The organism is Halomonas sp. TH-94 (assembly GCF_057473365.1).
Genome location: NZ_JBYCKL010000111.1, coordinates 26,676 through 51,555, shown reverse-complemented (window position 1 = coordinate 51,555; position 24,880 = coordinate 26,676). Strand labels below are relative to the sequence as shown.

Here is a 24,880-nt window from a genome sequence, read left to right as displayed (position 1 = left end):
CGGCTGTATCAGGCCGTTTCCGGCTTGTAGCCGACGCGGAACCCACCCCAGTGCTTACCCGCCACGTAGATCGGCACCGAAAGATCGTGCATGACTTCTCCGGTGTCGCGTTTGTAGGTCTGCAGCAGCAGCACTTCTTCGTGCGTACCGCAGCGCTGCCCGGTGGTGTCCTCGTAGATCCTGCGGTTACGGCAGAACTTGAGGTCGTGGTCGTAATCCCCGGTAGGCGGCTGACTGGTCTTGGCGTTATGGGTCGGGATATAGCCGCGGCGATCGATACCGATGGCGTAGGCAACGCCCAGCCGCTCGAGCAAAGGCTCCTGAACGGGCGGGAAGTGCTCGTCGGTGTAATGGACGAAGTCAGTCTCGTATTGCCTGGGGTTGGTGCCCGGTATCGGGATATAGTTGGCATGGAAGAGAGTCTGCTCGTCGAGTTCGCCACGACTTATCGCTGACTCGAGCAGCTTGCCGAGCTGTGCCGCCGCCTCCCGGGCCGCTTCGAACACCTGCTGGTGACGCCCCTCCAGCCGCTGTTGAGCCAGGGCAGCATCGACCCCTTCGGCCCCGGCCATCAGCGCTCGCGCCTGACTGGCCAGGCCGTGCATGTCGCGATTGCCTTGCTCGGCATCCTCTTCCAGAGTGGCTAGTGTTCCGGCCACACGCTGTGAATGCTGATTGGTGTCTTCCATGGCCTCGGCGATGGAGCGAATCTCGCCTTCCACCTGATCGAAATGGCCGGTCATCTCGGTGAGCTGCTCACCCACCTTGCCCATCTCCTGGGCTCGGTCGCCGACGCGCTGCATCAGATGCCCGATGGTGTCGACCACTCGATGGCTGCTGTCCCCGATATCCGCCACCAGTGCCTCGACGTTGCGCGTGGCATCGGCGGTTCGACCGGCGAGCTGTCGCACCTCGCCGGCCACGACGGCGAAGCCTCGGCCGTGCTCACCGGCCCGGGCAGCCTCGATGGAGGCGTTCAACGAGAGCAGATTGGTCTGCTCGGCAATCTCCTCGATCAAGGAGGTCACGTGGCGCACGCTATCGGCCTTCTGGCTCAACACATTGAGCAGCTCGAGCGCTTCTTCGGAACGTTCGGCAAGGGCCTGCATCTCCTCGATCACCTGCCCAAGGGATTCCCGACTGACATGGCTGGCATCTCGCGACCGACTGGCCAGTGTGGCTACGTTGGCTGCGCTCGCGGCGACCTGCTGAATGGCCGAAGTGATGGCGGCCATGCTCGAGGAAGCTTCACGAACCGTCTGTTCCTGGCGCTCCAGGCGCTGATCCATGCGATCGGCATGATGGGAGACTTCGGCAGAGGCGATGGCCGTGGTACTGGCCTGGTGAATCAAGCCATGTGCCATACGGCGCAATGAGAGGTAATCCCGGGTAATGGGCAATAGGGTGCGGCTCTCTTCGGCAAGCGCTTCCGCACCGGCTCGATATACCGCAACGGTCCCACTCAACGCCATCAATATGCCCGCCAACAGGCCCAGCCCCAAGCCAGACCAGGCCTCCCAGCCGGCACCGCCAAGGCCGACGAGAAAGAATCCGCCGGCAAGCGCAAGCACGGCCAGCAGAAGCATCAGAATCCGCATGACGTCTCGTCTCTTTGTTATTGGATGTCATAAGAGATTATCGCCATGTAAGTGGTATTGGCATCACCACTTTGGCCTGAGAGACGAAAGGACGACTCAAGTAGTGCAGGGATAGGCCGATAATCGCTCTTCGAGGTCGTTTCGGCTTTCCCAAGCAAGGGCCACCCCGATGGAGTGGCCCGGTGTGTCAGGCCTGACTGGCGGCCAGCGCCTGTTCCAGATCGGCAATGATGTCATCGATATGCTCGATACCGATGGACAGGCGCACCATGTCGGGCGAGACGCCGGCGGCGACCAGCTCGTCATCGTTGAGCTGCCTGTGTGTGGTCGAGGCAGGAATCGATGAACAGGTCTTGGCATCGCCGATGTTGACCAACCGCAGAATCATGCCCAAGGCATCGTAGAAGCGCGCCCCCGCCTCTCGCCCGCCCTGAATGCCGAAGCTGAGAATGCCCGAGGCGTGTCCGCTCATGTAGCGCTGAGCCAGTTCATGATCCTTGTGGCTGGGCAAGCCGGCATATTGAACCCAATTGACCGCCGGGTGCTTGTCGAGATACTCCGCCACCTGACGTGCATTGGCACATATCCGCTCGATGCGCAGCGACAGGGTTTCGAGTCCCTGGAGCAGGTTCCATGCAGCCTGCGCAGAGAGTGCCGCCCCTATGTTGCGCAACGGCACCACCCGAGCGCGGGCAATGAAGGCCGCCTCGCCCACGTCGCGGGTATAGCTGACCCCGTGGTAGGAGACGTCCGGTTCGTTGAGCAGCGGAAAGCGCTGCGGATGGTCGGCCCAGGGGAACTTGCCCGAATCGACGATGACACCGCCCACGGTGGTGCCGTGACCGCCGATGTACTTGGTCGCGGAGTGAATGACGATATCGGCCCCGTGTTCGATGGGCCGCCACAGGAAAGGGGTCGGCACGGTATTGTCGACGATCACCGGCACGCCATGGCGATGAGCGACCTCGGCCAGCCGGGCCATGTCGACCACGCTACCGGAAGGATTGCCGACGCTTTCGCAGAACACCGCCTTGGTGCGCGCATCGATCAGCGACTCGATGCCGGTAAGATCGTCCTTGTTGGCAAAGCGCACCTCGATCCCCTGCCGCGGCAAGGTATGCGCGAACAGGTTATAGGTGCCGCCGTAGAGCTCGCTGATCGAGACGATGTTGTCGCCGGCCTCGGCTATCGTCTGAATCGCGTAGGTGATCGCCGCCATGCCGGAGGCGACCGCCAAGCCGGCGATGCCACCCTCCAGTGCGGCGATACGCTGCTCCAGCACCGCGCAGGTAGGGTTCATGATGCGCGAGTAGATGTTGCCCTCGACCTTGAGGTCGAACAGATCGGCCGCATGCTGGGCACTGTCGAAGGCGAACGAGGTGGTCTGGTGTATCGGCACCGCCACGGCGTGCTGATCGTCTGGCGAGTAACCGTGGTGCAGGGCGATGGTTTCGGGCTTCATGGCGTGTCCTGGTTGCGCGAGCGTTATGGGTCTTGTTGCGAACTTGGATATTCAGCGATGCTAACCAAGACTGAACCCTGGTACCAATATCGTTTAGTCTGGTGCCCTCCACCCCAGAAAAAGAGACGGGGATGCTCAAACGCTATCTGCCGATCCTGACCTGGCTGCCACACTACAACCGTCGGCTGGGGGCAGCCGATCTGCTGGCTGGAACGATCGTCACCGTCATGGTCATACCCCAGTCGCTGGCCTACGCCGTGCTGGCGGGCCTGCCCGCCGTGGTCGGCCTTTACGCCAGCCTGTTGCCGGCTCTGGCCTATGTCCTGCTGGGCACCAGCCGAACGCTGGCAGTGGGGCCGGTGGCGATAGTTGCCCTGATGACCGGGGCAGCCCTTTCCGGAGTTGCCACGCCAGGCACGCCCGACTATCTGCAGGCGGCGCTGGTCCTTTCGCTGCTCTCGGGCGTGATGCTGCTGCTGATGGGGCTGCTGCGCATGGGTTTCGTGGCCAACTTTCTCAGCCACCCGGTAATCGCAGGCTTTCTCGCAGCTTCGGGCATCCTCATTGCCGCGAGTCAGATCGGCCATTTGATCGGTATCGAGCTCACCGCACAGCAACTCTTGCCAAGGCTGGTGGAACTCGCCCAGGGTCTATCCACGCTGCATCTGCCGACGCTGGCCATCGGCGTTGGAAGCCTGACGTTTCTGCTGCTCATGCGTCAGTACGGTCGCATCACCCTGCGCCGCATCGGCCTTTCCCAGCCTCTGGCCGACCTGCTCACTCGCGCAGGCCCCGTTTTCGCCGTGCTCGTCACCACGCTTGCGACCTGGCACTTCCGGCTCGCCGAAGCGGGGGTCGCCGTGATTGGCGACATTCCTCAGGGCCTGCCACCGCTAAGCCTTCCCGGATTCGACCTCATCCTGTGGCAGGCGCTGCTGATACCGGCGCTGTTGATCAGCGTGGTTGGCTTCGTCGAATCCGTCTCCATGGGCCAGATGCTGGCCGCGCGACGCCGCGAGAGGATATCGCCCAATCAGGAGCTGGTCGGCTTGGGCGGGGCCAACATCGCCGCCGCCGTCACCTCGGGCATGCCGGTGAGCGGCGGCCTGACACGCACTGTCATCAACCATGACGCCGGCGCGCAGACGCCTCTGGCGGGCTTGTTCGCTGCCATCGGCATCGGCGTCGTGACGCTTTTTTTCACCCCTGCCCTGGCCCACCTGCCCATCGCCACACTCGCGGCAACCATCACCGTATCGATCCTGACCCTGATCGACATTCCATTGATCCGCCAGACCTGGCGCTACTCACGCAGCGATTTCACTGCCATGGCGGCAACCATTCTGCTGACACTGGTGGAAGGCGTCGAAGCAGGAATCATCAGCGGCGTCACCATTTCCATCGGCTTGTTTCTCTATCGCACCAGCCGGCCGCATAGCGCACTGGTAGGCCGCATCCCCGGTAGCGAACACTTTCGTAACGTGGAACGCCACGAAACCGAGACGGTCAGCCACGTGGCACTGTTGCGAATCGACGAGAGCCTCTACTTTGCCAATGCGCGCTATCTGGAGGATACCGTTTATGACCTGGTTGCCTCCCGGCCCGAACTCGAACACGTGGTCCTGATCTGTTCGGCGGTCAATCTGGTCGACGCCTCGGCGCTGGAGAGCCTGGATGCCATCAACGCACGTCTCAAGGATTCCCGCGTGACCCTGCACCTGGCCGAGGTGAAAGGACCTGTCATGGACCGGCTGAAGTGCAGCGATTTCCTCGACGACATGACGGGCCGAGTCTTTCTCAGCACCTTTGCCGCCTGGCGCGAATTGTCGCGCCCCTCCCAATGACCCGGCCTGCGAACAGGCAATTGCCCCACCAGCCCCATTCAACCTTGGTCTAACAATCTCTCGATCGATTTCCGCCACAGCACCGGCAACTCCTTATTTCTTCAGCCCTTTAAAAGTCATCCACAGGGGTGTTTCGCGTGGCGGAAGTAGCGGATGGAATGACGCATGCCCTTTCGTTGACACCGGACCGACGGCTTCCTAGTATCGGTGTCAGTTTCGGAATCAAATACCGCACAGCAAAACAATAACCACTCACAGCACAGGAGTTTCCTATGCGCCAGCTGTCCCGCCCACTCGCCCTCGTCGCACTTCCTCTCTCGCTGCTCGTTACCGGTGTGGCCCAGGCCGAAGAGGTCGAACTTCCACGCACCATGGCCTGGACCGCCTATGGCACCAATTCCAGTGGTTATGCCCAGGCCGTCGCCATCGGCAACATGCTGCAGAACCACTACGGCACCTCGGTGCGCATCCTGCCCGGCGACAACGATGTCTCGCGCATGACGCCCCTGAAGCAGGGACGGGTCGATCTGTGTGCCTGCGGCATCGCCAGCTACTACGGTGCTGAAGGGGTCATGATGTTCGCCAACCGCGACTGGGGCCCACAGCCGATTCGCGTGATCACCACCTCGACTGCCTCGTTCGGGCTGTCTCTGGCCGTAGCCGGCGACCTGGACGTGGAAACCCCAGCCGACCTGGCCGGCAAGCGCATTGCCTATATCCGCGGCGACGATGCCTTGAACAAGGGCACCGAGGCTTATCTGGCCTTCGGCGGGTTGACCTGGGATGACGTCGAGCGTGTGGATTTCCCCGGCTATGCTCGCTCCTTCGATGGGATCATCGCCGGCAATGCCGATGCCTCCTTCACCACCACCGTGACCCCGCCCGCGCAGCAGCTCGCCAGCAGCCCCCGCGGCATCAGCTGGCCGGTGCTGGATCCCGACGACGCGGAGGGCTGGGAGCGCATGATGGCGGTGGCGCCCTACTTCCGTCCCCATGAGGTGACCGCCGGCGCGGGTGACGTCAGCGCCGACAACCCCGTACCCAGCGCCAGCTATCCCTATCCGATAGTGGTCGCCAATCAGGATCTCGATGACAAGGTGGCTTACGGCCTGATCAAGGCGTTGCAGGACAACTACGACGACTACAAGGATTCGGCACCCGGCGCCGTAGGCTATGCCTTCGAGTACCAGGATCTCCAGTGGGTCGTCCCTTTCCATGATGCGGTCGTGAGGTACTACGAAGAAATCGGCGTCTGGACCGACGAGATGCAGGCACACCAGGAAGCGCTGGTGGAACGTCAGGAGCTGCTCATTGCCACCTGGGAGGATTTCATTGCCGATGCCCCCGACGATGAGGACGAGTTCCACGATGCCTGGATGCAGGCCCGCGCCGAGGCGCTCAACGATGCTGGGCTCGATCCTGTCTTCGAATGAGTTAAGCCTCTCAGCCTGACCCTGGGGCGGCCTTGCCGCCCCCTCTTCGATTCACGGACGCCATCATGACGACCCCCACCGCCCAAAGCGAGTCGACGCGCCAGCTGAAGGAAAAGGTTACCCACATTCGCCAGCTACCCGCAGCACTTCGCTGGGTACCCGGCGCGGTGACCGTAGCGCTGATGCTGATGACCCTGGACTATCTGTTCAACCTGGGCTGGCTGCGCTTCGTCACCGGGCTGGAGACCCAGTTCTACTACGCCGTGGTGGCGCTGCTACTGCCACTGGTCTATTTGCTCTGGCCGATCAAGACGTCGCTGCAGCACCGCCCCATACCCTGGTACGACTATGCGCTGAGCCTCGCGACACTGATCGTTGGCGGCTATTTCGTCTACCACGCCGAATCGATCCTCGAGCGCGGCTGGGCCTTCGCCGCTCCCGATACCGCCATCCTGGCCAGCTATGCCTGGTGGCTGCTGATCGTGGAGGCGGCTCGTCGCGCCGGGGGCTGGCCCATCGCCGTCATCGTATCGATGTTCTCGCTCTATCCTCTGGTCGCGGACATCGTGCCCGGCCCGATCCAGGCGTTTCCCTCCACCCTGGAGGAGACGGCCATGTACCACACCATGAGCACCGAAAGCATCATGGGAGTGCCGCTGCAGGCCTTTGCCGGCCTGGTGATCGGCTTTCTGGTGTTCGGTGTGGTCTTGCAGAAGAGCGGCGGCGGGCGCTTCTTCATCAACCTGGCATTCGCCCTGCTGGGGCACGTGCGTGGCGGCCCGGCGAAGGTCTCGATCTTCTCCAGCGGCCTGATGGGTTCGATGAGCGGCAGCGTGATCAGCAACGTGCTGACAACCGGCGTATTGTCGATTCCTGCCATGCGCCGTATCGGCATGGGGCGGTCGTTCTCCGGCGGTGTGGAAGCCTGTGCCTCCACCGGCGGTGTTTTGATGCCACCGGTGATGGGGGCCACCGCCTTCGTCATGGCGATGTTCCTCGATGTGCCCTACGCCGCCGTGGCGCTGGCCGCGATCATTCCCTCCATCCTCTATTTCCTCGGCCTTTTCATTCAGATCGATGCCTACGCCGCGCGCCATGACATCAAGGGGCTCCCGGCCGCGGAGCTGCCCTCGCTGTGGCAGACGCTGAAGGAGGGCTGGTATTTCATCTTCGTCTTCGCCCTGCTGGTGTGGATGCTGCTGGTGATGCAGCGTGAGGCTGTGGCACCGTTCTACGCCACCGCCCTGCTGCTGGTGCTCAACCAGTTCTCGCGGCGTAACCGCTGGGGCCTGCGTGAGCTGGGCGAGTCGCTCTCATCGGCGGCCAAGCTGTTCGCCGAGTTGATCGCCATTCTTGCCGGCGTCGGCATGCTGGTCGGTGCGCTGTCGATGACCGGTCTATCCGGCACCATCGCCAACGACTTCATCCACATCGCCGGCGGCAGCGTACCGCTTCTGCTGCTCATGGGGGCGCTGACCAGCTTCGTGCTCGGCATCGGCATGACCGTCACCGCGGCGTATATCTTCCTTGCCGTGGCCCTGGCGCCGGCCCTGATCCAGGGTGGCGGGCTCGATCCCATGGCGGTACACATGTTCATCCTCTACTGGGGCATGCTCAGCTTCATTACCCCGCCGGTGGCACTGGGCGCCTTTGCCGCCGCCACCGTGGCCGGTGCACGACCGATGGCGACCGGCTTGCAGGCCATGCGCCTTGGTAGCGTGATCTACTTCATTCCCTTCCTGTTCGTGCTCAACCCTGCATTGATCATGCAGGGTGAGCCCTTGCAGATCGGCCTCGTCTTCATTCAAGCGTTGATAGGTATCGTGCTGTTCGCTTCCGCCATGCAGGGCTACCTGATCGGCGTTGGCCGGCTCGGCGTCGGGGTCGTTGCCGAAACGCTCACCCGCGGCCTGGTGCTGGTAGCCGGACTGCTGTTCGCCCTGCCCGGAGGCGGCATGGTACCGCTCAGCCAGCTCGAGCTGTTCACCCTCGCCCTCGCCGCCCTGGTTCCTGCCGTACTACTGGCGCGTTGGAGCCAGCGCATGGCGCGGCCTCGTCAAGTGACGCTGCCACCCCCCATCGACTCATGAGCTATCGTATGCGCTACTTCTATCCGCCCTTTGCCGACACAGGGAGCACCACGCCATGACGACTCCGGTCACTTATCAGCGTTACGACGATATCGGCGTGATCACGATCGACAACTCCCCGGTCAACGCCCTGAGCCAAGCCGTACGCCAGGGCCTGCTGGATGCGGTGGCGCGGGGCAATGCGGATCGCGAGGTGCGGGTATTGGTGCTGGTGGCACACGGCCGTACCTTCATAGCCGGCGCCGACATTCGCGAGTTCGGCAAACCCCCTCAGGCGCCGATCCTGCCGCAAGTGATCGAAGCATTCGAAGCCGGCACCACGCCCATCGTCGCCTCCCTGCATGGCACCGCGTTAGGCGGCGGGCTCGAGGTGGCGCTGGGCTGCCAAGTGCGTGTGGCCTTGCCAGGCACCAGGGTGGGACTTCCCGAGGTCAAGCTCGGCCTGCTGCCGGGCGCTGGTGGCACTCAGCGTCTGCCACGGCTGAGCGGCATCGAGGCGGCCCTCGACCTGATCACCAGCGGCCGCTTTGCCGATGCCGACGAGGCACTCGCCCTGGGTATCGTCGACGCGGTGGTGGACGCTGACGACCCGCTCGAGGCGGGACTGGCGGCGGCGCGTGACGTCCTGGCAGGTAGTTTGACGCCGCGTGTCACCGGCGACCTGGCGCCCCCGGCTGCAAATCCCGAGGCCATCGAGCGCTACCGCGCCAGCCTAGAGGCAGAGGTTCCCGAACTCTACTCCCCCTTCCGCTGTGTCGAAGCGATTGCCTTCAGCAGTGAAGGCAGCTTGGCCGATGGCCTGCACCGTGAGCGCGAGCTGTTCTTCGCCTGTATGGATTCGCCCCAGCGTGCCGGGCTGATCCACGCTTTCTTCGCCGCTCGCGCACCGCACCGGGTGCCCGACGCCGGTGAACCGCCGACTCTCGAGCACATCGCTCTGCTGGGCGAGCACCCGCTGTTCGAGCATATGCGTGGCAAGGCCGAACGTGCCGGCATCGAACTCGTCGACCGTCCCGCCGAGGCCACTCAGGCGTGTCTGATCGCCGCCGGTGCTGACACGGTATGTCCGAGTCAGTGCCTGAGCATCGTTCTGCTATCACCCGAGGCGGCAGAAGACCTCACCGCCGTCGATGCCGACCTGGCGTTGGTCGCAGCCGCGACCGGCATGGCGGAACTGGTCGCCCTGCACGCCGACGCCGAGCAGCAGCAGGCCGCAGCCAACGCACTGAAGGCGTTACGCCTGACTATCGTCGTGAGTCGCCAGGGCAGCCTGCTGGCAACGCTGGCCAAGGCGGCAGGCAACGATCCCGCCGACCCACGGGGGGCCATGGAGGCGGCCAGCATGACGCTGGCCGAGCGCGGCTGGGCCTACCGCACGAGCGACATCGATCTGCTCGCCATCGAGGCGCTGGACTATCCGCGCCATCTTGGCGGCCCCCACCGGCAGGCAAGTCAGTCCAGCGCGGAGCACGGCTCATGAATCTCGATTTCACGCCGCAGGAGCAGGCGTTTCGTCAGCAAGTGCGCGACTTCCTGGCTACCGAATTGCCCGACGACATTCGCGAACGCGTACGCCTCGGGCGACGCCTCTCCGCCGACGACCACCTGCGCTGGCAGAATGCTCTCAGTCTCCGCGGCTGGCTTGGTGTCGGCTGGCCGCAGGAGCATGGCGGCACGGGTTGGGGACCGGTGGAGCGGCATATCTTCGATGAGGAGTGCGCAGCGGCTCATGCGCCGTCCATCGTGCCATTTGGCGTCAGCATGGTAGCCCCGGTGATCATGGCATTCGGCAGCGAGGCCCAGAAGCGCCACTACCTGCCGCGTATCCTCACCAACCAGGACTGGTGGTGCCAGGGCTACTCCGAACCCGGTGCCGGCTCGGACCTGGCCAGCCTGCGCACCCGCGCCGTGCGCGATGGCGACGAGTATGTCGTCAGCGGCCAGAAGACCTGGACCACCCTGGGTCAGCACGCCAATATGATGTTCTGCCTGGTACGCACCGACCCCGAGGCCAAGAAGCAGGCCGGCATCAGTTTCCTGCTGATCGACATGCACAGCCCCGGCATCAGCGTGCGGCCCATCGTCACGCTGGACGGCGCCCATGAGGTCAACGAGGTGTTCCTCGATGAAGTGCGTGTGCCGGTAACCAACCGCATCGGCGAGGAGGGTCAGGGCTGGACCTGCGCCAAGTTCCTGCTCACGCATGAGCGCACCGGCATTGCCGGTGTTGGCCACGCCAAGCAGGCGCTGCGCCACCTAAAGGCACTGGCCGGACGGGTCCAGCATCGCGGCCGCCCGCTGCTCGAACTGGCGAGCTTCCGCCAGCGGGTGGTCAAGGCCGAAGTCGAGCTGATGGCACTGGAAGTCACGCATTTGCGCGTACTTGCCGCCGCCCGCGACGGCGGTGCACCGGGTGCCGAGAGCTCGCTGCTCAAGGTGCGAGGCTCGGAGCTGAGACAGGAGCTCAGCGAGCTGACCCGGCGCGCTCTGGGGCCGGCTGCGCTGCCCTTCTTTCCCGAGTTTCTCTACGGCGACGAAACGCTGGAGCCCGAGCATGCGGAGCATGCGGCTGTCGGCGCCCAGTATTTCAATCGTCGCAAGCTCTCCATCTACGGCGGCAGCAACGAGATACAGAAGAGTATCGTCGCCAAGACCCTACTCGGCATGTAAGGAACCGCCATGGACTTCACCTACAGTGACGAGCAGCGCATGCTCGCCGACACCCTTGAGCGCCTGGTTGCCGACCGCGAGTGGGACGGGAGTGCCGCTACCCAGACGGCGCCTTCGGCGCTCTGGCAAACCTTTGCCGAGCTGGGCCTGCTGCAGCTGCCATTTGACGAAGAGGACGGTGGCCTGGGTGGCAGCGGCATCGACGTAATGATCGTCATGCAGGCACTGGGCAGAGGCCTGGTGCACGAGCCCTACGTGGCCGGGCTGCTGCTGCCCGGTACCCTGCTCGCCCGCCTGGCGAACCCGGCGCAGCGCGAGCGCTGGCTGGCGCCTCTGATGGTCGGCGAGCACCGCCTGGCACTGGCCTGGCAGGAAACCGCCGTCCGCTACGACGCCCATGGCGTTACCACGCATGCCAAACGACAGGCGGACGGCTGGCTGCTCGAGGGGGCCAAGCAGCTCGTCCTGGGAGCAGGTTCGGCAGAGGCGATCCTCGTCACTGCACGGGTCGACGACGGCACGCTCGGCGTCTTCATCGTGCCCGAGGCAAGTAACGGGGTCGAGCGTCGAGACTATGCCACCCTCGACGGTCAGGTTGCCTGCGACATCAGCCTCGAAGGGGTCGCCTTGCCAAACGATGCACGACTGGGTGAAGACGCTACTGAAGCTCTCGACGCTGCCTTGGCACTGGGTCGCGCCGCGCTCTGCGCCGAGGCGGTGGGCGCCATGCGGGTTGCCTGCGAGCAGACGTTGGCCTATCTGAAGGAGCGCCGCCAGTTCGGCACACCGCTGGCTGGCTTTCAGGTGCTGCAGCACCGCATGGTCGACATGCACCTGAACCTGGAGCAAGCCCATTCGATGGCGATTCTCGCCGCTGCCAGCCTCGAGCGTCCGGCCGATGAGCGCGATTACCGAATCGCCGCGGCCAAGGCCTACTGCGGCGAAGCGGCACGCTTCGTTGCCGAGCAGGCCATCCAGCTCCACGGTGCCATGGGCATGACCGAGGAGTGCCAGGTCTCCCACTATGCCAGGCATCTGATCATGTTCGACCACCATCTGGGCGATACGGATTACCATCTGGAGTTCATCAGCGATCGGCTCTCGGCAGCCTGAGCCTCCTCGACGATCCTCTTTCCTCTTTCACCTGCTCCTCTCGAACAAAGGCCCCTGAAACGGGGCCTTTGGGTCGCATGAATTTCACCGCTCTTCGAGCTGAGGCCAGCAGTCCCCTTTACCAGGCGGCAAACAGGAACCACCCCACCAGCAGCGGGATGCATGCCAGCAGGAAGCGAGCGTTCCAGCGGTAACCGATATGGGTCGAGGCGACGCCGGTGAAGCGTGACAGGATCAGCATCGATGCCGTCATTGGCGATGACATCAGCGCCAGCGCCCAGCCCACCATCAACGCGGAACCGATCAGCGCCGGCGTCAAACCTTCAATGGCCAGTGCCGGCAGCAAACCGACGAGCAGCGTCACGGTGACGATAGGATTGACTCCAACCTGAGCCAGCCCCACGACCAAGAGCATCGCCAGCACCGCATTGGCCGCCCCGAGGGGTTCGAGAATAGCCAAAAGCGGCCCCAGGCTGGCAATGGGGATCAGCGCTACGCACAGATGGCCGATATAGCCCGCCGCTCCCAGCACTACCACCTCGTTGCCAATCGGCGTCACCAGCCAGGGTAGTCTGCGACACAGGCTGACCGCAGCCGCCGGCCCGCCCAACAGGCCGAGACGACGCCGTTGCCAGGCGAGCCAGCCCAGGGCGCTGAGGGGAGCTCCTAGCAGAGCGGCAATCGGCAGTCGCAGTTCGAGCCCCCAGGAGAGCGCGAATACCAGCATGACGATACTGAGCAGCAGCAGGCAGAACCGACCCAAGGGTGCGAGCGAAGGTGCCGGCCGAGCGTGGCTGCGCGCGCCAGGGTTCGGGCCGGTCAGGTGATCGACTGCCCAGCCCACCAGGAAAATGACCAGGGCCGCGCCGATTACAGAGGGCGCCAGATCGATCCAGCGCAGTTCGTGCAGGTTCGAGAGTACCACCGCAACGCCGATCCCCATGGGCGAGATCAGGGGCGCCAGCGAGAAGCCCCTCAAAAGGGCCAGCATCATTCGCCGCTGACGCGCCTGGCGTACCCAGGTGCGCCCTTGGGCCGCCGTCAGGGTGTTGCTCTTCTCGATCATGCCGGCAAACAGATTCAGCACGCCGATGTTCAGGATGATGCCGAACAGCGCCGATCCAGCGGAAAGTATGGGATAGCGACGCCCAGGGGGCTGCAGAAGCATCGCCTCGCCGCAGCGCCGCACCAGTCGTGAACGGTATGCAGGCAAGCGCAGCAGGCTGAGGGCCAGAACGAAAGTGGCGAAGAAGGCGAAGCGGCCGAACGCTTCGAACAGCAGCCCTGCCGGCGCCTCGGCACGCCAGATCGCCACCAGGCTCAATATCCCGGCAGCCAGCAGCAGTGCGCGTGCCATCAGCGAGAGCTCGCCACGCAGCATGAACAGGTAGCCCGCCAGGGCCATGACGCCCACGGCCTGCAGGGTCTGGCTGCCTGCCACGAGATGCCACAGGGTGGCCAGCATGACCACCACTAGCAGACCGGCGCGCAGACGCGCCGATCTCACTCCGGTATATCCTCCCTTGCGGCCATGTCGCGCAAGCGTCCCTTTAGAATCTTGCCGCTGGCCGTCGCCGGCAAGACATCCATCAGGACCCATCGTGTGGGGCGCTTGTAGGGCGCCAACCGCTGGCTGATGAAGTCGCGCAGCTCGGCTTCGCCGAGATTGGCGCCGGGCTCGCACTGGACGAAGGCGACCACTTCTTCGTTGCCGGACACCTGGCGCCCCACCACCGCCGACAGGGTGACGTCAGGGTGTTCGTTGATCACCGCTTCCACATCGGGGGGGTAGATATTGAAACCGGAGCGAATGATCAGCTCCTTGCTGCGTCCGACGATGTAGAGCTGGTCGTCTTCATCGAGGCGCGCGATATCGCCGGTATTGAGCCAACCATCCTCGCTGAGGCAGGCGCGGGTGGCCGTGGGCTGGCGAAAGTAGCCTTTCATCACGTTGGGGCCGCGCACCCACAGCTCACCGGCCCCGGCGTGCTCGGCCTCGTCCTCGCCGCCCTCGCCCAGCACCTCGAGCCGATACTCCAGCAGCGGTAGTACCCGGCCCACGGTATTGCTGTCGAAGCGATCGTCGATACGGGTCTGGCTGATCGTCGGGCTCGCCTCGGTGAGGCCATAGCCGTTGTGCAATGTCAGGCCGAACAGCGACTGAACGCGGCCCTTGAGGTCATCGTCGAGGGGTGAACCGCCGGCGGAGATATAGCGCAGCGCGGGCGCTACCAGAGCTCGCTTTTCACGACGCAGGAACTCCAGCGTGCGCGCGAACATTGCCGGCACGCCTTGCAGCACGGTAATACGCTCACACTCCAGCGCCGACAACATGGCGGCGGCGTCGAAGCGCGGTATGGTGTAGAGGCAGGCGCCGTTATAGAGCGAGCCCATGCAAACCGACGACAGGCCGAACACGTGTGAGATCGGCAGCACGCCGTAGACCCGTTCTCCCTGGCTTAGATGACGCATGCCACCCGACAGCGAAGCGATGAAGAGAATGCCGCGATGGGTCAGCATGACCCCCTTTGCCGTTCCCGTGGTACCGGAGGTATAGATCATCGCCGCCACCTGGTCGGCACCGCCGGCCTCGACCGGTTCCGCTTCCACCTCGGCCACCGCTGAGAACCTCAGCCGGCCCAGCGAGGGATGCTCGAAGGCCTCGGCGCCATGGCGCTCACCGTGAGCATCGGCGTCGCGAGAGGCATCGCTGGTATAGAAGATGCGCCGCGGCTGGCAGTTGTCGCGGATCGCGTCGACCTCCTGATTGGACAGCCTCGAGTTGACGATGGCCACCCAGACATCGCGTTCACTCGCCGCAAGCAACAAGACCACCAGCGCCCGACAGTTTTCGCTGACCGTCATGATGCGGTCGCCCGGACGTATCCCCAGCGAGTCGAGCCAAGCGGCAGCGGCACGAATCTCGCGACCCAGTTCGGCGTAGCTCCAGCGCACCTTGCCATCGACCAGCGCCGGTTCATTGCCCAGATGCTCGGCGTTTTCCAGCGCCCGGGTACTGATACGCTCAGGAAGCTCGGCCACCAGCTCGCTCGCCATCCGGCCGAAGATGAGCTCGTCGGGCGCCTGGCGGGACAGCGAAGCCATCAGCTCACCTCCCGCACCATGTTGCGCGCGATCACGACCTGCTGGATCTGGGTCGTGCCCTCGTAGATGCGGAACAGGCGCACGTCGCGGTAGAAGCGCTCCACCGCATATTCCGAAATGTAGCCCGCGCCACCATGCACCTGAACCGCACGGTCGGCCACGCGCCCGACCATCTCGGCGCAGAACAGCTTGCAGCACGAGGCCAGCGTCGACACGTTCTCGCCGGCGTCCTTGCGCCGTGCGGCGTCGAGCACCATGGAGCGGCCGGCATAGGCCTCGGTCTTGCTGTCGGCAAGCATCGCCTGGATCAACTGGTGCTCGGCCAGCGGTACGCCGAACTGCTTGCGCTCGATGGCGTAATTGAGCGACTCCTCGACCAGTCGCTCGGCCACGCCCACGCACACCGCCGAAATGTGCAAACGGCCGCGGTCGAGCACCTTCATGGCGGTCTTGAAGCCCTTACCCTCCACGCCGCCGATGATGTTAGCGGCCGGAACCCGGCAATCCTCGAAGATGATGTCGCAGGTGTGGGCGCCCTTCTGCCCCATCTTGCTGTCGGCCGGACCGCGCTTGAGGCCGGGGGTATCGCCCTCGACGATGAAGGCGGTAATGCCGCCGGCGCCCTTGTTCTTCGGATCGGTGCGTGCCATCACCGTGAAGACATCGGCCTCGGGGCCGTTGGTAATGAAGCGCTTGGTGCCGTTGAGCACGTAGTGATCGCCGTCGCGTACCGCCGTGGTGCGCAGGCTGGCGGCATCGGAGCCGGAATCGGGTTCGGTGAGACAGAAGGAGCTGAGCAGCTCGCCGGTGGCCAGGCGCGGCACGTATTTGGCTTTCTGCTCGGGGGTGCCGTCGATCAGGATGCCCTGGGCGCCGATGCCGTTGTTGGTACCGAATATCGAACGGAAAGCCGGCGAGGTCTTGCCGATCTCCATCGCCACCAGCGCCTCCTCCTCCATGGTCAGCCCCAGACCGCCGTACTCCTCGGGGATCGACAGGCCGAACAGCCCCATCTCCTTCATCTCTTCGAGCAGCTCGGGGGGCACGGCATCCTCTTCCGCCAGCCGCGCCTCGTTGGGTATCAGCCGCTCACGCACGAAGCGGGAGATGGTATCGATGAGCTGATCGAGCAGTTCGGGATCGCGAATCATGACGTGTCCTCACGCAGAAAAAAGACGGCGATTCGGGAGATACCCTTGAATTCATCGGGTTCATCTGCCCTTATTTCGCTAAGCAGAATCAAAGACCGCATTCGGTTGCCAGGCAATGTGGCATAGCCTAGGATGGCAGTCAATAAACGGAATATCATTCCGCTAAGCGAAATAATAACGCCAGAAATAACAACGCCAGAAGAGAGAGGAACGACTCATGTCGAACGAGTTACCGGCTCCGCCCTTCGCGACGCTGGGCATCGTTGGAACCGGCGCCATGGGCCGCGGTATCGCCCAGATCGCAGCCCAGGCCGGCTTGACCGTCATGCTTCACGATCTGCGCGAAGGCGCCGTTGCCGACGCGCGTGAATTCGTCGGCGGCATGTGGGACCGCGCGGTGCAGAAACAGCGCTTGAGCGAAGACGATGCAGCGCGATACCGCAGCCGCCTGAAGGAAGCCGCGACACTCGCCGAGCTGGCCGAGTGCGATATCGTCATCGAAGCCATCGTCGAGAAGCTCGAGGCCAAGCAGGAGCTGTTCACGAAGCTCGAGGAGATTCTCGACGACCGCGCCGTGCTGGCCACCAATACCTCGTCGCTCTCGGTGACCGCGATTGCCGCGAACTGTCGTCTTCCCCAGCGCGTGATCGGCTTTCACTTCTTCAACCCGGTGCCGCTGATGAAGATCGTCGAGGTGATACCGGGGCTTCGCACCGCTGACGACGTGGCTGCCAATGTCGAGTCCCTGGGCCGAGCCATGGGGCACTTCACGGCAAGAACCACCGACACGCCGGGCTTTCTGGTCAACCACGCCGGACGTGCCTTCGGCACCGAGGCGCTGCGCATTCTCGGCGAGAGCGTGACCGACCACGCCACCATCGATCGCATCCTGGTCGACCAGGGCGGCTTTCGCATGGGGCCGTTCAGCCTGCTCGACCTCACCGGGCTCGATGTTTCCCATGCGGTGATGGAGTCGATCTACCACCAGTACTACGAGGAGCCGCGCTTTCGTCCCTCGCCGCTGACCCGCCAGCGCCTCACTGCAGGCCTTCTCGGGCGCAAGAGCGGCGAAGGCTTTTATCGCTACGTGGTGGGCAAGCCTCAAGTGCCCGAGGAGCCGCCGCTGCCCAAGGCCGAACCGCTCCCTGTCTGGATCGGCGCCGAGGACGATACGGCTCGACGGCTGCTCGTCGACCTGGTGACCGCAGCCGGTTGGCCGCTGGAAAGCGCCGAGACTCCCTCCGCGGAAGCGCTTTGCCTGGTAGCCCCCCTGGGCGAGGACGCCACCGCCTGCGCCCTGCGCTTGGGGCTGCCGGCCGAGCGCTGCGTGGCCGTGGATCTGCTGGCCGGCCTCGAACGCCGGCGCAGCCTGATGGTCACACCGGCCACTCGTGCGGCCTACCGTGATGCCGCCGCCACCCTACTGGGCCATGACGGTACGTCGGTGAGCGTGCTCGAGGACAGCAACGGCTTCGTGCTGCAGCGGGTGGTGGCGTGCATCGTCAACGTCGGCTGCGAGATCGCCCAGCAGGGTGTGGCCGAGCCGCAGACCATCGATCGCGCCGTGGAGCTGGGCCTGGGGTACCCCCATGGGCCGCTGGCCCTGGGCGACCATTACGGCAGCCGCCGGATCCTCACCGTACTCGACAACATGCTGGCGGCCACCGGCGACCCCCGCTACCGCGCCAGCCCCTGGCTGCGCCGGCGTGCCACTCTCGGTCTGCCACTGACAGCCGCCTGACACCTCAAGGAGCCACCATGCAAGACGCCTACATCTTCGATGGCCTGCGCACCCCTTTCGGCCGCCACGGCGGCAGCCTGGCCGCAGTACGCCCCGACGATTTGCTCGGCCATGTGCTCAAGGCGCTGGTCGAACGCAACGCCTTCGCCGCCGAGGCCTACGAAGAGGTATTGGCCGGCTGCACCAACCAGGCCGGCGAGGATTCACGCAACGTGGCCCGCCATGCAGGGCTGGTGGCCGGGCTGCCGGTCGAGGTGGCGGCTCAGACGGTCAACCGCCTGTGCGGCAGCGGGCTCGCTGCCGTGATCGATGCCGCGCGTGCCACTCGCCTCGGCGAGGGCGAGCTGTTCCTTGCCGGCGGCGTGGAGTCGATGTCGCGCGCCCCCTACGTGTTGGGCAAGGCCGAGACGCCCTTCGCGCGCAATCAGCCCCTGTACGACACCGTGATCGGCTCGCGCTTCCCCAACCCCTGGATCGGCCGTGAGTACGGCAGCCACAGCATGCCCGAGACCGCCGACAACGTAGCCCATGATCTCGGCATCGGTCGCGAGGTGAGTGACGCCTTCGCCGCTCGCTCCCAGACGCGCTATGCCGAGGCCCAGGCGCGTGGCTTCTACGACGACGAACTGCTCGCCGTCGAAGTGCCGCAGGGGCGCAAGCAGCCACCGCTGGCGGTCAATCGCGACGAACATCCGCGGCCGGGTACTGACGCCGCCAAGCTCTCCCGACTGGGACCGCTGTTCGAAGGCGGCGTGGTGACAGCCGGCAACGCCTCCGGTCTCAACGACGGCGCCGCCGCCCTGATCGTCGGCAGCCTGGCCGCCGGTGAACGGGCCGGCATCGCCCCGCGGGCACGAATCGTGGCCAGTGCCGTGGCCGGCGTACCGCCAAGAGTGATGGGACTGGGACCGGTGCCGGCCAGTCGCAAGGCATTGGAGCGGGCAGGGCTCACCCTGGAGCAGATGGACGTGATCGAAATCAACGAGGCCTTCGCCGTACAGGTGCTGGGCTGCGTCAAGCAGCTCGTCCTCGACCCCGATGACAGCCGTCTCAACGCCAACGGCGGTGCCATTGCCATCGGCCACCCGCTCGGTGCCTCCGGTGCTCGCCTGGCCCTGACCGCCCTGCGCCAGCTCGAAGCCATCGGCGGACGCTACGCGCTCGTCACCATGTGCATCGGTGTCGGCCAGGGCATCGCCTGCGTCATCGAAAGGGTCAGCGACTGACCCTCGGCCGCCCCGGGCCGGCGCCGCCAACGACCCCGCCCGGGGCAATATGCGATACTCCGCCAAACGCTCTCGCGACAGGAACCGCCATGAACAAGCCTGCCCCGCTGGAAGATGACTCCGCTCCACCCAGCAAGGACCGCAACTTCGTCACCGCCCTGGCCCGCGGCCTTGAGCTGCTGCGCGCCTTTGGCACCGGCGAGGAGTATCTGGGCAACGCCGAGCTCTCCAGCCGCACCGGCATTCCTCGCCCCACCGTGTCCCGTCTGACCTACACCCTGACCCAGCTCGGCTACCTGCGCCACAACACCCGGCTCGAGAAGTACCGCCTGGGCCCCGGCATTCTGGCACTGGGCTACCGCTTCCTGGCGAGTCAGGGCATCCGCGAGATCGCCCGACCCTTCATGCAGCAGTTTGCCGAGGCCACCGACTGCAACGTCAGCCTGGGTGCGGCGGACAAGAGTGACATGGTGTATGTCGAAAGCTGCCACGGCAGCGGCCCGCTGATCGTGCGCCTCGACGTCGGCTCACGCCTGCCGATGGCCACCACGGCCATCGGCCGCGCCTGGCTCTGCGGCCTTTCCGAGTCCCGCCGTGAAGCGGTCATGGCGGAGCTGGCCAGGGCTCACGGCAGCGACTGGCCGGCCCTCGAGAAGGGAATCATGCGCAGCCAGGAAGATTACGCGCGCTACGGCTTCTGCCTCTCCGAAGGCGACTGGCAATCTCAAATCAGCGCCGTAGCCACCCCATTGGTTCTCGAAGACGGCGCCGAGGTGATGGCGATCAACTGCGGCGGCGCCGCTCACCGACTCGGCCACTCGATCATGGTCGACAACCTGGGGCCGCGGCTCAAGGAAGTGGCACGCCGTATCCTGGCAGAGCTGCAGCACGGCAACGCTCGGTAACCGATCAGTCGGTCGTTTGCCGCTGTCACCCGCCGGCATATGACGATATAGTGATGGCGAGTTGCCTTCGGGCATCATATTCAGGAAGAGATGATTGACTCGCCATGCCTGACACCGCTTCTCGCCCCGGCATGCTGGAACAGGATGCCCAGCGGCTGAGAGCCATCGGCGACTGGACGCTGCCGCACTATGCCAGGCTGAAAGTTGCCGTGGCCCAGGCGCATGAAACCGACTCGGTCGACCTTTCCCTGCTCGGTGAACTGGATACTTCAGGCGCCTCCCTGCTGGTGGACCTGCTGGGCCCGGATGCGATACGGGAAGTAAGCGACTGGGCACCGGGACTTCCCCTCGAGCGCCAGGCACTGTTGAAAGCGGTGGCCGAAGCCACACGTGACCGCCCCGCGCCGCCCCCCGTCCCCCGAGCCAATCCACTGACGTCTCTGGCCAGCCTGGGGCTGATCGTCGAACAGCTCGCTCGCCAGCAGTGGCAGCTATTGGCCTTTATCGGCCTCACGCTGGCAACTCTCGCAACCACGCTGTTTGCCCCCCGCCGCTGGCGCATCACACCGCTCGTCGCGCATGTCCAGCAGACCGGCCTCAATTCCATTCCCATCGTCGCTTTACTGACCTTCCTGGTGGGCGCGGTGGTGGCCTTCCTCGGCGCCACGGTGCTGCGCGATTTCGGCGCCACCATCTACACGGTCAACCTGGTCGCCTACGCCTTCCTGCGGGAATTCGGTGTCTTGCTCGCCGCGATTCTGCTGGCCGGCCGCACGGCCAGCGCCTTTACCGCTCAGATCGGCTCGATGAAGGCCAACGAGGAGCTCGACGCGCTGCGCGCTCAAGGCCTGGACCCGATTGAGTTGCTGGTCTTGCCGCGGGTGCTGGCGATGTCCATCAGCCTGCCGATCCTGACGTTGATCGGCATGCTCTGCGGCATGCTGGGGGGCGCGATGGTCTGCGTGATAGCGCTGGATATCTCCACCGCCCAGTTCATCGCCATCGTGCAGCGCGACATACCTCTGACGCATTTCCTGGTGGGCATCGGCAAGGCGCCACTGTTTGCCTTCGTGATCGCCGTCATCGGTTGCGTGGAAGGCTTCAAGGCCGAGGCCAGCGCCCAATCGGTGGGCGAACACACCACCTCCAGCGTGGTGCAATCGATCTTCATGGTCATCCTGCTCGATGCCCTCGCCGCACTGTTCTTCATGGAGATGGGCTGGTGACGCAGGGCAATGACACCGTTATCGAGATTCGCGGGCTGATCAACCGCTTCGGCCAGCATGTGGTGCACGACGGCCTCGACCTTGACATACGTCGCGGCGAAATACTCGGCGTGGTAGGTGGCTCCGGCACCGGCAAGTCGGTACTGCTGCGCAGCATTGTCGGTCTCAAGCGTCCCAACGGCGGGTCCATCCAGGTCTTTGGCGAAGACCTGCAGCGCCTGCCCACCGCCAGGCGCGCCAGGTTGGAACGCCGCTTCGGGGTACTCTTCCAGCGCGGCGCCCTTTTCTCGTCGCTCAATCTGCAGGAAAACGTCGCCCTGCCATTGATCGAGCATGCCAAGCTGCCGCGAGCCGATGCCGAACGCCTGGCCCGCGTCAAGCTGGCCCTGGCGGGACTACCGGCCGAGGCCGCCCGACTCTATCCGGCGGAGCTTTCCGGCGGCATGGTCAAGCGCGCCGCGCTGGCACGCGCCCTTGCCCTCGACCCGGAGGTACTGTTTCTCGACGAGCCCACCGCCGGGCTCGACCCCATCGGCGCCGCCGCTTTCGACAGATTGCTCATGACCCTGCGTGATGCCCTGGGCTTCAGTGTCTTCCTGGTCACCCACGACCTCGATACGCTGTACTCGAGCTGCGACAGAGTGGCCGTCATCGCCGATAAAAGGATTCTGGTGGCCGATACGTTGTCCGAGGTAGAAGCGACCGACGATCCCTGGATACGCAATTACTTTCACGGCCCCAGGGGGCGTGCCGCCAGCCAGGCAGCACGGCAACCTTCGTTACCCGATGGAGAGCAACGCTGATGGAAACTCGTGCGCACCACGTCGTGATCGGCCTGTTCGTCGTGCTGGCGATGGGTGGCGGCGTACTGTTCGCGCTGTGGCTCAATCAGAGCACCCGCGCCCAGGCCTTCACCCATTACGAGGTACTGTTCAACCAGGGCGTAAGCGGGCTCTCGGAAGGAAATGCCGTTGAATACAGCGGGGTCAGGGTCGGGGATGTGGTCGAACTTCGTCTCGACCCGACCGACCCGCGCAATGTCATGGCAATCATACGGGTAGAGAGCCAGATTCCTATTCGCCAGGACACCCGAGCGCGCCTTGCGCTGGCCAACATTACCGGAAGCATGTCGATCCAACTGCATGGCGGGAGCCCAGAAAGCCCCCTGCTCATTGCTCGCGGGGCCAGGCCGGCGCGCATCGTGGCCGATCCGTCGCCGCTGGGTGCACTACTCAGCGACAGTGAAGAGCTGCTCGGCAACGTCAATCGGGTCCTCACACGACTCGAAGCCGTACTCTCGCAAGACAACGTGGAGAGCGTCGAGCAGATCCTCGCCAATCTGGAGCGCACCACGGCCCAGTTTGCCGCTCTGGGCGACGCCCCGAGCCGGCTGGCCGAGAACATGGAGGAGGTTTCCCGAGAGGCCGCCCGTACATTGGCTGAATTCCGCGCCCTGGCCAGCCGCACCGGCGGCATGTTGGAGGGACAGGCAGAGGGCGTTCTCGACGATGCTCGCCGGTTGACGTCCAGCCTCGCGCGCACGGCCCAGAGCCTGGAGGAGCTGCTCGCAGACAACCATGGCGCCATGGAGAGCGGACTGCGCGGCGTTCAGGGTCTGGGGCCGGCCACCATCGAACTGCGCAATACCCTCTCGTCTCTCAACCGTCTGGTGCGACGCCTGGAGGAGAATCCCCGCAATTTCCTGTTGGGGCGCGACCGCGTCGAGGAGTTCACGCCATGAAGCTTTACCCTTCCCGCCTGACTTGGGCGGCTCTACCGGTCATCGCGCTGCTCATGGCAGGCTGCCAACTGGTACCCGAACGCACACCGGTCGCCTTCTACGACTTGCCGTCCCAGCCACTCGAACCCGCTCCCGGCTCCAGCACACGGGTTGATACCACCGTGCGCCTTGCCACTCCCTATGCCAGTGGCCTGCTCGACGGAGCCAGAATCGTCGTGGTTCCAGAGCCCAATCGGCCGCAGGTCTATGAGGGAGCCCGCTGGGTGGACGGCATGCCGCAACTGCTGCGCGACCGCCTGCTCGATGCCTTCCAGGACGACGGACGCCTGTCACGAATGGTATCCGCTGACAGTGGCGTGGCAGTGGACATGGAGCTGCTCAGCGACTTGCGTATCTTTCACAGCGAGTATCGCAACGGCCACCCGGAAGCGGTGATCCGACTCGATGTCAGGCTCGTTGAAGCGCGCAGCCAGCGTCTCGTCGCAACCCAGCGTTTTCTCCATTCTCAACGGGCCGAAAGCGAGGCCATCGCCGATGTCGTCAACGCTTTTGGGGTCGCCAGCGACAGCCTGGCCCGGGAGCTCGTCGACTGGACCGCGTTGCAGACACTGAATAATTGAGTACGGCGCCATGAGCCAGCGAATGTAGATACTTCGCATGAATATCGAGCGATTAGCGGCAAAGGTTACGTTTGGTTATCATGCTTGGCAAAAGCAAGGAAATTGCACGAATGATGATGGACAGCCCGCCACGCCAGAACCTCGGCATCAGCGCCTACAGTTGGCTCAAGCACGACATCACACGCGGCGTCTTCCAACCCGGCGAGAAGCTGCTGATGAGCCGTTTGAAAGACCGTTATCAACTGGGTATCGGCCCCCTGCGCGAGGCGCTCTCGCAGCTCGTTGCCGAGCGCCTGGTGGTAGCCATCAGTCAGCGGGGCTATCGGGTCGCCCCCATGTCGCTGGCCGAGCTCAACGATCTCTACGATGCCCGCGCACAGCTCGAAGGGCTGATCCTCAAGCTCGCCATCGAGCGCGGCGACGATACCTGGGAAGCCGATATATTGGCCAAGGCGCACACCTTGGCCAAGGTCATGGAAGTGAACAGTCCCGACGAGCTGCTGGACGTATGGGATACCCGCCACAAGGCGTTTCACACCGCCATCGCCAGTGGCTGTCGCTCGCCTCACCTGCTGCAGATACGCGAGAGCCTGTTCGACCAGGTAGAGCGCTACCGCCACCTGTGGCTACGCGAAACGGTCTTCTCGGAGGAGGCGCTGGAGCGCAAGCGACAGGAGCATGCCGCTCTTGTCGAGGTCATCCTCGGGCGTCATGCGGAGCATGCCGCCGAGATGATGCGCCAGCACCTGATGACACCCGTCCCCATCATCACTGAAGTCATGACTCGCCGCGGCCTGGCCTGACCCGACAGCTCGATTCACTCCAGCGTCACGGCGATGTCACAGGCAAGCGGCAGAATCTTAGGTGACAGGCCGCCGCCGGCGGCATATGGTTAGCAGATACCATCCCGTTACGATCAGGCGCCGCTTTGGGTTGCCGTGATCATATGGAGGGC

General features: G+C 64.6%; 19 protein-coding genes. 14 read left to right on the top strand and 5 right to left on the bottom strand.

Annotation, left to right across the window (positions count from 1 at the left end):
- Positions 1 to 8: 8 nt before the first annotated feature.
- Positions 9 to 1,598, bottom strand: a complete 1,590-nt coding sequence (locus AC2VNO_RS19100) for a methyl-accepting chemotaxis protein (RefSeq protein ID WP_486935612.1) — start codon at positions 1,596 to 1,598, stop codon at positions 9 to 11.
- 187 nt (positions 1,599 to 1,785) lie between these two features.
- Entirely contained in the window at positions 1,786 to 3,060 is a 1,275-nt protein-coding gene (locus tag AC2VNO_RS19095; protein WP_486935611.1) for an O-acetylhomoserine aminocarboxypropyltransferase/cysteine synthase family protein, read from the bottom strand.
- A gap of 131 nt (positions 3,061 to 3,191) precedes the next feature.
- On the opposite strand from AC2VNO_RS19095, the gene AC2VNO_RS19090 reads away from it, so the two are divergent.
- From AC2VNO_RS19090 to AC2VNO_RS19065, 6 genes are all read left to right on the top strand, one after another.
- The gene (locus AC2VNO_RS19090) at positions 3,192 to 4,904 is read left to right on the top strand and encodes a SulP family inorganic anion transporter (protein ID WP_486935610.1); all 1,713 of its coding nucleotides are present in this window, start codon (positions 3,192 to 3,194) and stop codon (positions 4,902 to 4,904) included.
- A 272-nt stretch (positions 4,905 to 5,176) separates the two neighbouring features.
- On the top strand, positions 5,177 to 6,337 hold the full coding sequence (locus AC2VNO_RS19085) for a TAXI family TRAP transporter solute-binding subunit (protein WP_486935609.1): 1,161 nt from the start codon (positions 5,177 to 5,179) through the stop codon (positions 6,335 to 6,337).
- A gap of 65 nt (positions 6,338 to 6,402) precedes the next feature.
- Positions 6,403 to 8,427, top strand: a complete 2,025-nt coding sequence (locus AC2VNO_RS19080) for a TRAP transporter permease (RefSeq protein ID WP_486935608.1) — start codon at positions 6,403 to 6,405, stop codon at positions 8,425 to 8,427.
- A gap of 55 nt (positions 8,428 to 8,482) precedes the next feature.
- Positions 8,483 to 9,907 carry an enoyl-CoA hydratase/isomerase family protein gene (locus AC2VNO_RS19075; protein ID WP_486935607.1) on the top strand — a complete coding sequence of 475 codons (1,425 nt, stop codon included), beginning with the start codon at positions 8,483 to 8,485 and terminating at the stop codon, positions 9,905 to 9,907.
- Positions 9,904 to 11,097: an acyl-CoA dehydrogenase family protein gene (locus AC2VNO_RS19070; RefSeq protein WP_486935606.1), complete on the top strand. Its 1,194-nt coding sequence runs from the start codon at positions 9,904 to 9,906 to the stop codon at positions 11,095 to 11,097. Before AC2VNO_RS19075 ends, AC2VNO_RS19070 begins: the two co-directional genes overlap by 4 nt.
- A 9-nt stretch (positions 11,098 to 11,106) precedes the next feature.
- Positions 11,107 to 12,210 (top strand): acyl-CoA dehydrogenase family protein, encoded by a 1,104-nt coding sequence (locus tag AC2VNO_RS19065; RefSeq protein WP_486935605.1) that lies wholly within the window; start codon positions 11,107 to 11,109, stop codon positions 12,208 to 12,210.
- Between the two features lie 118 nt (positions 12,211 to 12,328).
- On the opposite strand, the gene AC2VNO_RS19060 is transcribed toward AC2VNO_RS19065, so the two are convergent.
- The 3 genes from AC2VNO_RS19060 to AC2VNO_RS19050 are packed head-to-tail and all read right to left on the bottom strand — an operon-like array spanning position 12,329 to position 16,466.
- Positions 12,329 to 13,717 (bottom strand): hypothetical protein, encoded by a 1,389-nt coding sequence (locus tag AC2VNO_RS19060; RefSeq protein ID WP_486935604.1) that lies wholly within the window; start codon positions 13,715 to 13,717, stop codon positions 12,329 to 12,331.
- Entirely contained in the window at positions 13,714 to 15,315 is a 1,602-nt protein-coding gene (locus AC2VNO_RS19055) for a class I adenylate-forming enzyme family protein (protein WP_486935603.1), read from the bottom strand. Before AC2VNO_RS19055 ends, AC2VNO_RS19060 begins: the two co-directional genes overlap by 4 nt.
- Positions 15,315 to 16,466, bottom strand: coding sequence for an acyl-CoA dehydrogenase family protein (locus AC2VNO_RS19050; protein WP_486935602.1), 1,152 nt, complete (start codon positions 16,464 to 16,466; stop codon positions 15,315 to 15,317). Before AC2VNO_RS19050 ends, AC2VNO_RS19055 begins: the two co-directional genes overlap by 1 nt.
- Positions 16,467 to 16,683: 217 nt before the next feature.
- On the opposite strand from AC2VNO_RS19050, the gene AC2VNO_RS19045 reads away from it, so the two are divergent.
- The 8 genes from AC2VNO_RS19045 (at position 16,684) to csiR (ending at position 24,728) form a co-directional block, all read left to right on the top strand.
- Positions 16,684 to 18,207, top strand: coding sequence for a 3-hydroxyacyl-CoA dehydrogenase (locus AC2VNO_RS19045; protein ID WP_486935601.1), 1,524 nt, complete (start codon positions 16,684 to 16,686; stop codon positions 18,205 to 18,207).
- Between the two features lie 17 nt (positions 18,208 to 18,224).
- Positions 18,225 to 19,433, top strand: a complete 1,209-nt coding sequence (locus tag AC2VNO_RS19040; protein WP_486935600.1) for a 3-oxoadipyl-CoA thiolase — start codon at positions 18,225 to 18,227, stop codon at positions 19,431 to 19,433.
- Positions 19,434 to 19,522: 89 nt separating this feature from the next.
- Positions 19,523 to 20,338 carry an IclR family transcriptional regulator gene (locus AC2VNO_RS19035; protein WP_486935599.1) on the top strand — a complete coding sequence of 272 codons (816 nt, stop codon included), beginning with the start codon at positions 19,523 to 19,525 and terminating at the stop codon, positions 20,336 to 20,338.
- Between the two features lie 104 nt (positions 20,339 to 20,442).
- The gene (locus AC2VNO_RS19030; protein WP_486935598.1) at positions 20,443 to 21,564 is read left to right on the top strand and encodes an MlaE family ABC transporter permease; all 1,122 of its coding nucleotides are present in this window, start codon (positions 20,443 to 20,445) and stop codon (positions 21,562 to 21,564) included.
- Positions 21,561 to 22,367, top strand: a complete 807-nt coding sequence (locus AC2VNO_RS19025; protein ID WP_486935597.1) for an ABC transporter ATP-binding protein — start codon at positions 21,561 to 21,563, stop codon at positions 22,365 to 22,367. Before AC2VNO_RS19030 ends, AC2VNO_RS19025 begins: the two co-directional genes overlap by 4 nt.
- A complete protein-coding gene (locus AC2VNO_RS19020) occupies positions 22,367 to 23,305 on the top strand; it encodes an MlaD family protein (protein ID WP_486935596.1) in 939 nt (312 codons plus the stop codon). Before AC2VNO_RS19025 ends, AC2VNO_RS19020 begins: the two co-directional genes overlap by 1 nt.
- Positions 23,302 to 23,925, top strand: coding sequence for an ABC-type transport auxiliary lipoprotein family protein (locus tag AC2VNO_RS19015; RefSeq protein WP_486935595.1), 624 nt, complete (start codon positions 23,302 to 23,304; stop codon positions 23,923 to 23,925). Before AC2VNO_RS19020 ends, AC2VNO_RS19015 begins: the two co-directional genes overlap by 4 nt.
- A 113-nt stretch (positions 23,926 to 24,038) precedes the next feature.
- Complete coding sequence (csiR, locus tag AC2VNO_RS19010) at positions 24,039 to 24,728, top strand: DNA-binding transcriptional regulator CsiR (RefSeq protein WP_486935625.1); 690 nt, start codon at positions 24,039 to 24,041, stop codon at positions 24,726 to 24,728.
- Positions 24,729 to 24,880 lie beyond the last annotated feature (152 nt).

Bases quoted from the DNA above. Each gene is read 5' to 3' on its own strand.
- AC2VNO_RS19100 (WP_486935612.1), bottom strand. From the start codon at position 1,598: ATGCGGATTCTGATGCTTCTGCTGGCCGTGCTTGCGCTTGCCGGCGGA.
- AC2VNO_RS19095 (WP_486935611.1), bottom strand. From the start codon at position 3,060: ATGAAGCCCGAAACCATCGCCCTGCACCACGGTTACTCGCCAGACGAT.
- AC2VNO_RS19090 (WP_486935610.1), top strand. From the start codon at position 3,192: ATGCTCAAACGCTATCTGCCGATCCTGACCTGGCTGCCACACTACAAC.
- AC2VNO_RS19085 (WP_486935609.1), top strand. From the start codon at position 5,177: ATGCGCCAGCTGTCCCGCCCACTCGCCCTCGTCGCACTTCCTCTCTCG.
- AC2VNO_RS19080 (WP_486935608.1), top strand. From the start codon at position 6,403: ATGACGACCCCCACCGCCCAAAGCGAGTCGACGCGCCAGCTGAAGGAA.
- AC2VNO_RS19075 (WP_486935607.1), top strand. From the start codon at position 8,483: ATGACGACTCCGGTCACTTATCAGCGTTACGACGATATCGGCGTGATC.
- AC2VNO_RS19070 (WP_486935606.1), top strand. From the start codon at position 9,904: ATGAATCTCGATTTCACGCCGCAGGAGCAGGCGTTTCGTCAGCAAGTG.
- AC2VNO_RS19065 (WP_486935605.1), top strand. From the start codon at position 11,107: ATGGACTTCACCTACAGTGACGAGCAGCGCATGCTCGCCGACACCCTT.
- AC2VNO_RS19055 (WP_486935603.1), bottom strand. From the start codon at position 15,315: ATGGCTTCGCTGTCCCGCCAGGCGCCCGACGAGCTCATCTTCGGCCGG.
- AC2VNO_RS19050 (WP_486935602.1), bottom strand. From the start codon at position 16,466: ATGATTCGCGATCCCGAACTGCTCGATCAGCTCATCGATACCATCTCC.
- AC2VNO_RS19045 (WP_486935601.1), top strand. From the start codon at position 16,684: ATGTCGAACGAGTTACCGGCTCCGCCCTTCGCGACGCTGGGCATCGTT.
- AC2VNO_RS19040 (WP_486935600.1), top strand. From the start codon at position 18,225: ATGCAAGACGCCTACATCTTCGATGGCCTGCGCACCCCTTTCGGCCGC.
- AC2VNO_RS19035 (WP_486935599.1), top strand. From the start codon at position 19,523: ATGAACAAGCCTGCCCCGCTGGAAGATGACTCCGCTCCACCCAGCAAG.
- AC2VNO_RS19030 (WP_486935598.1), top strand. From the start codon at position 20,443: ATGCCTGACACCGCTTCTCGCCCCGGCATGCTGGAACAGGATGCCCAG.
- AC2VNO_RS19020 (WP_486935596.1), top strand. From the start codon at position 22,367: ATGGAAACTCGTGCGCACCACGTCGTGATCGGCCTGTTCGTCGTGCTG.
- AC2VNO_RS19015 (WP_486935595.1), top strand. From the start codon at position 23,302: ATGAAGCTTTACCCTTCCCGCCTGACTTGGGCGGCTCTACCGGTCATC.
- csiR (WP_486935625.1), top strand. From the start codon at position 24,039: ATGATGGACAGCCCGCCACGCCAGAACCTCGGCATCAGCGCCTACAGT.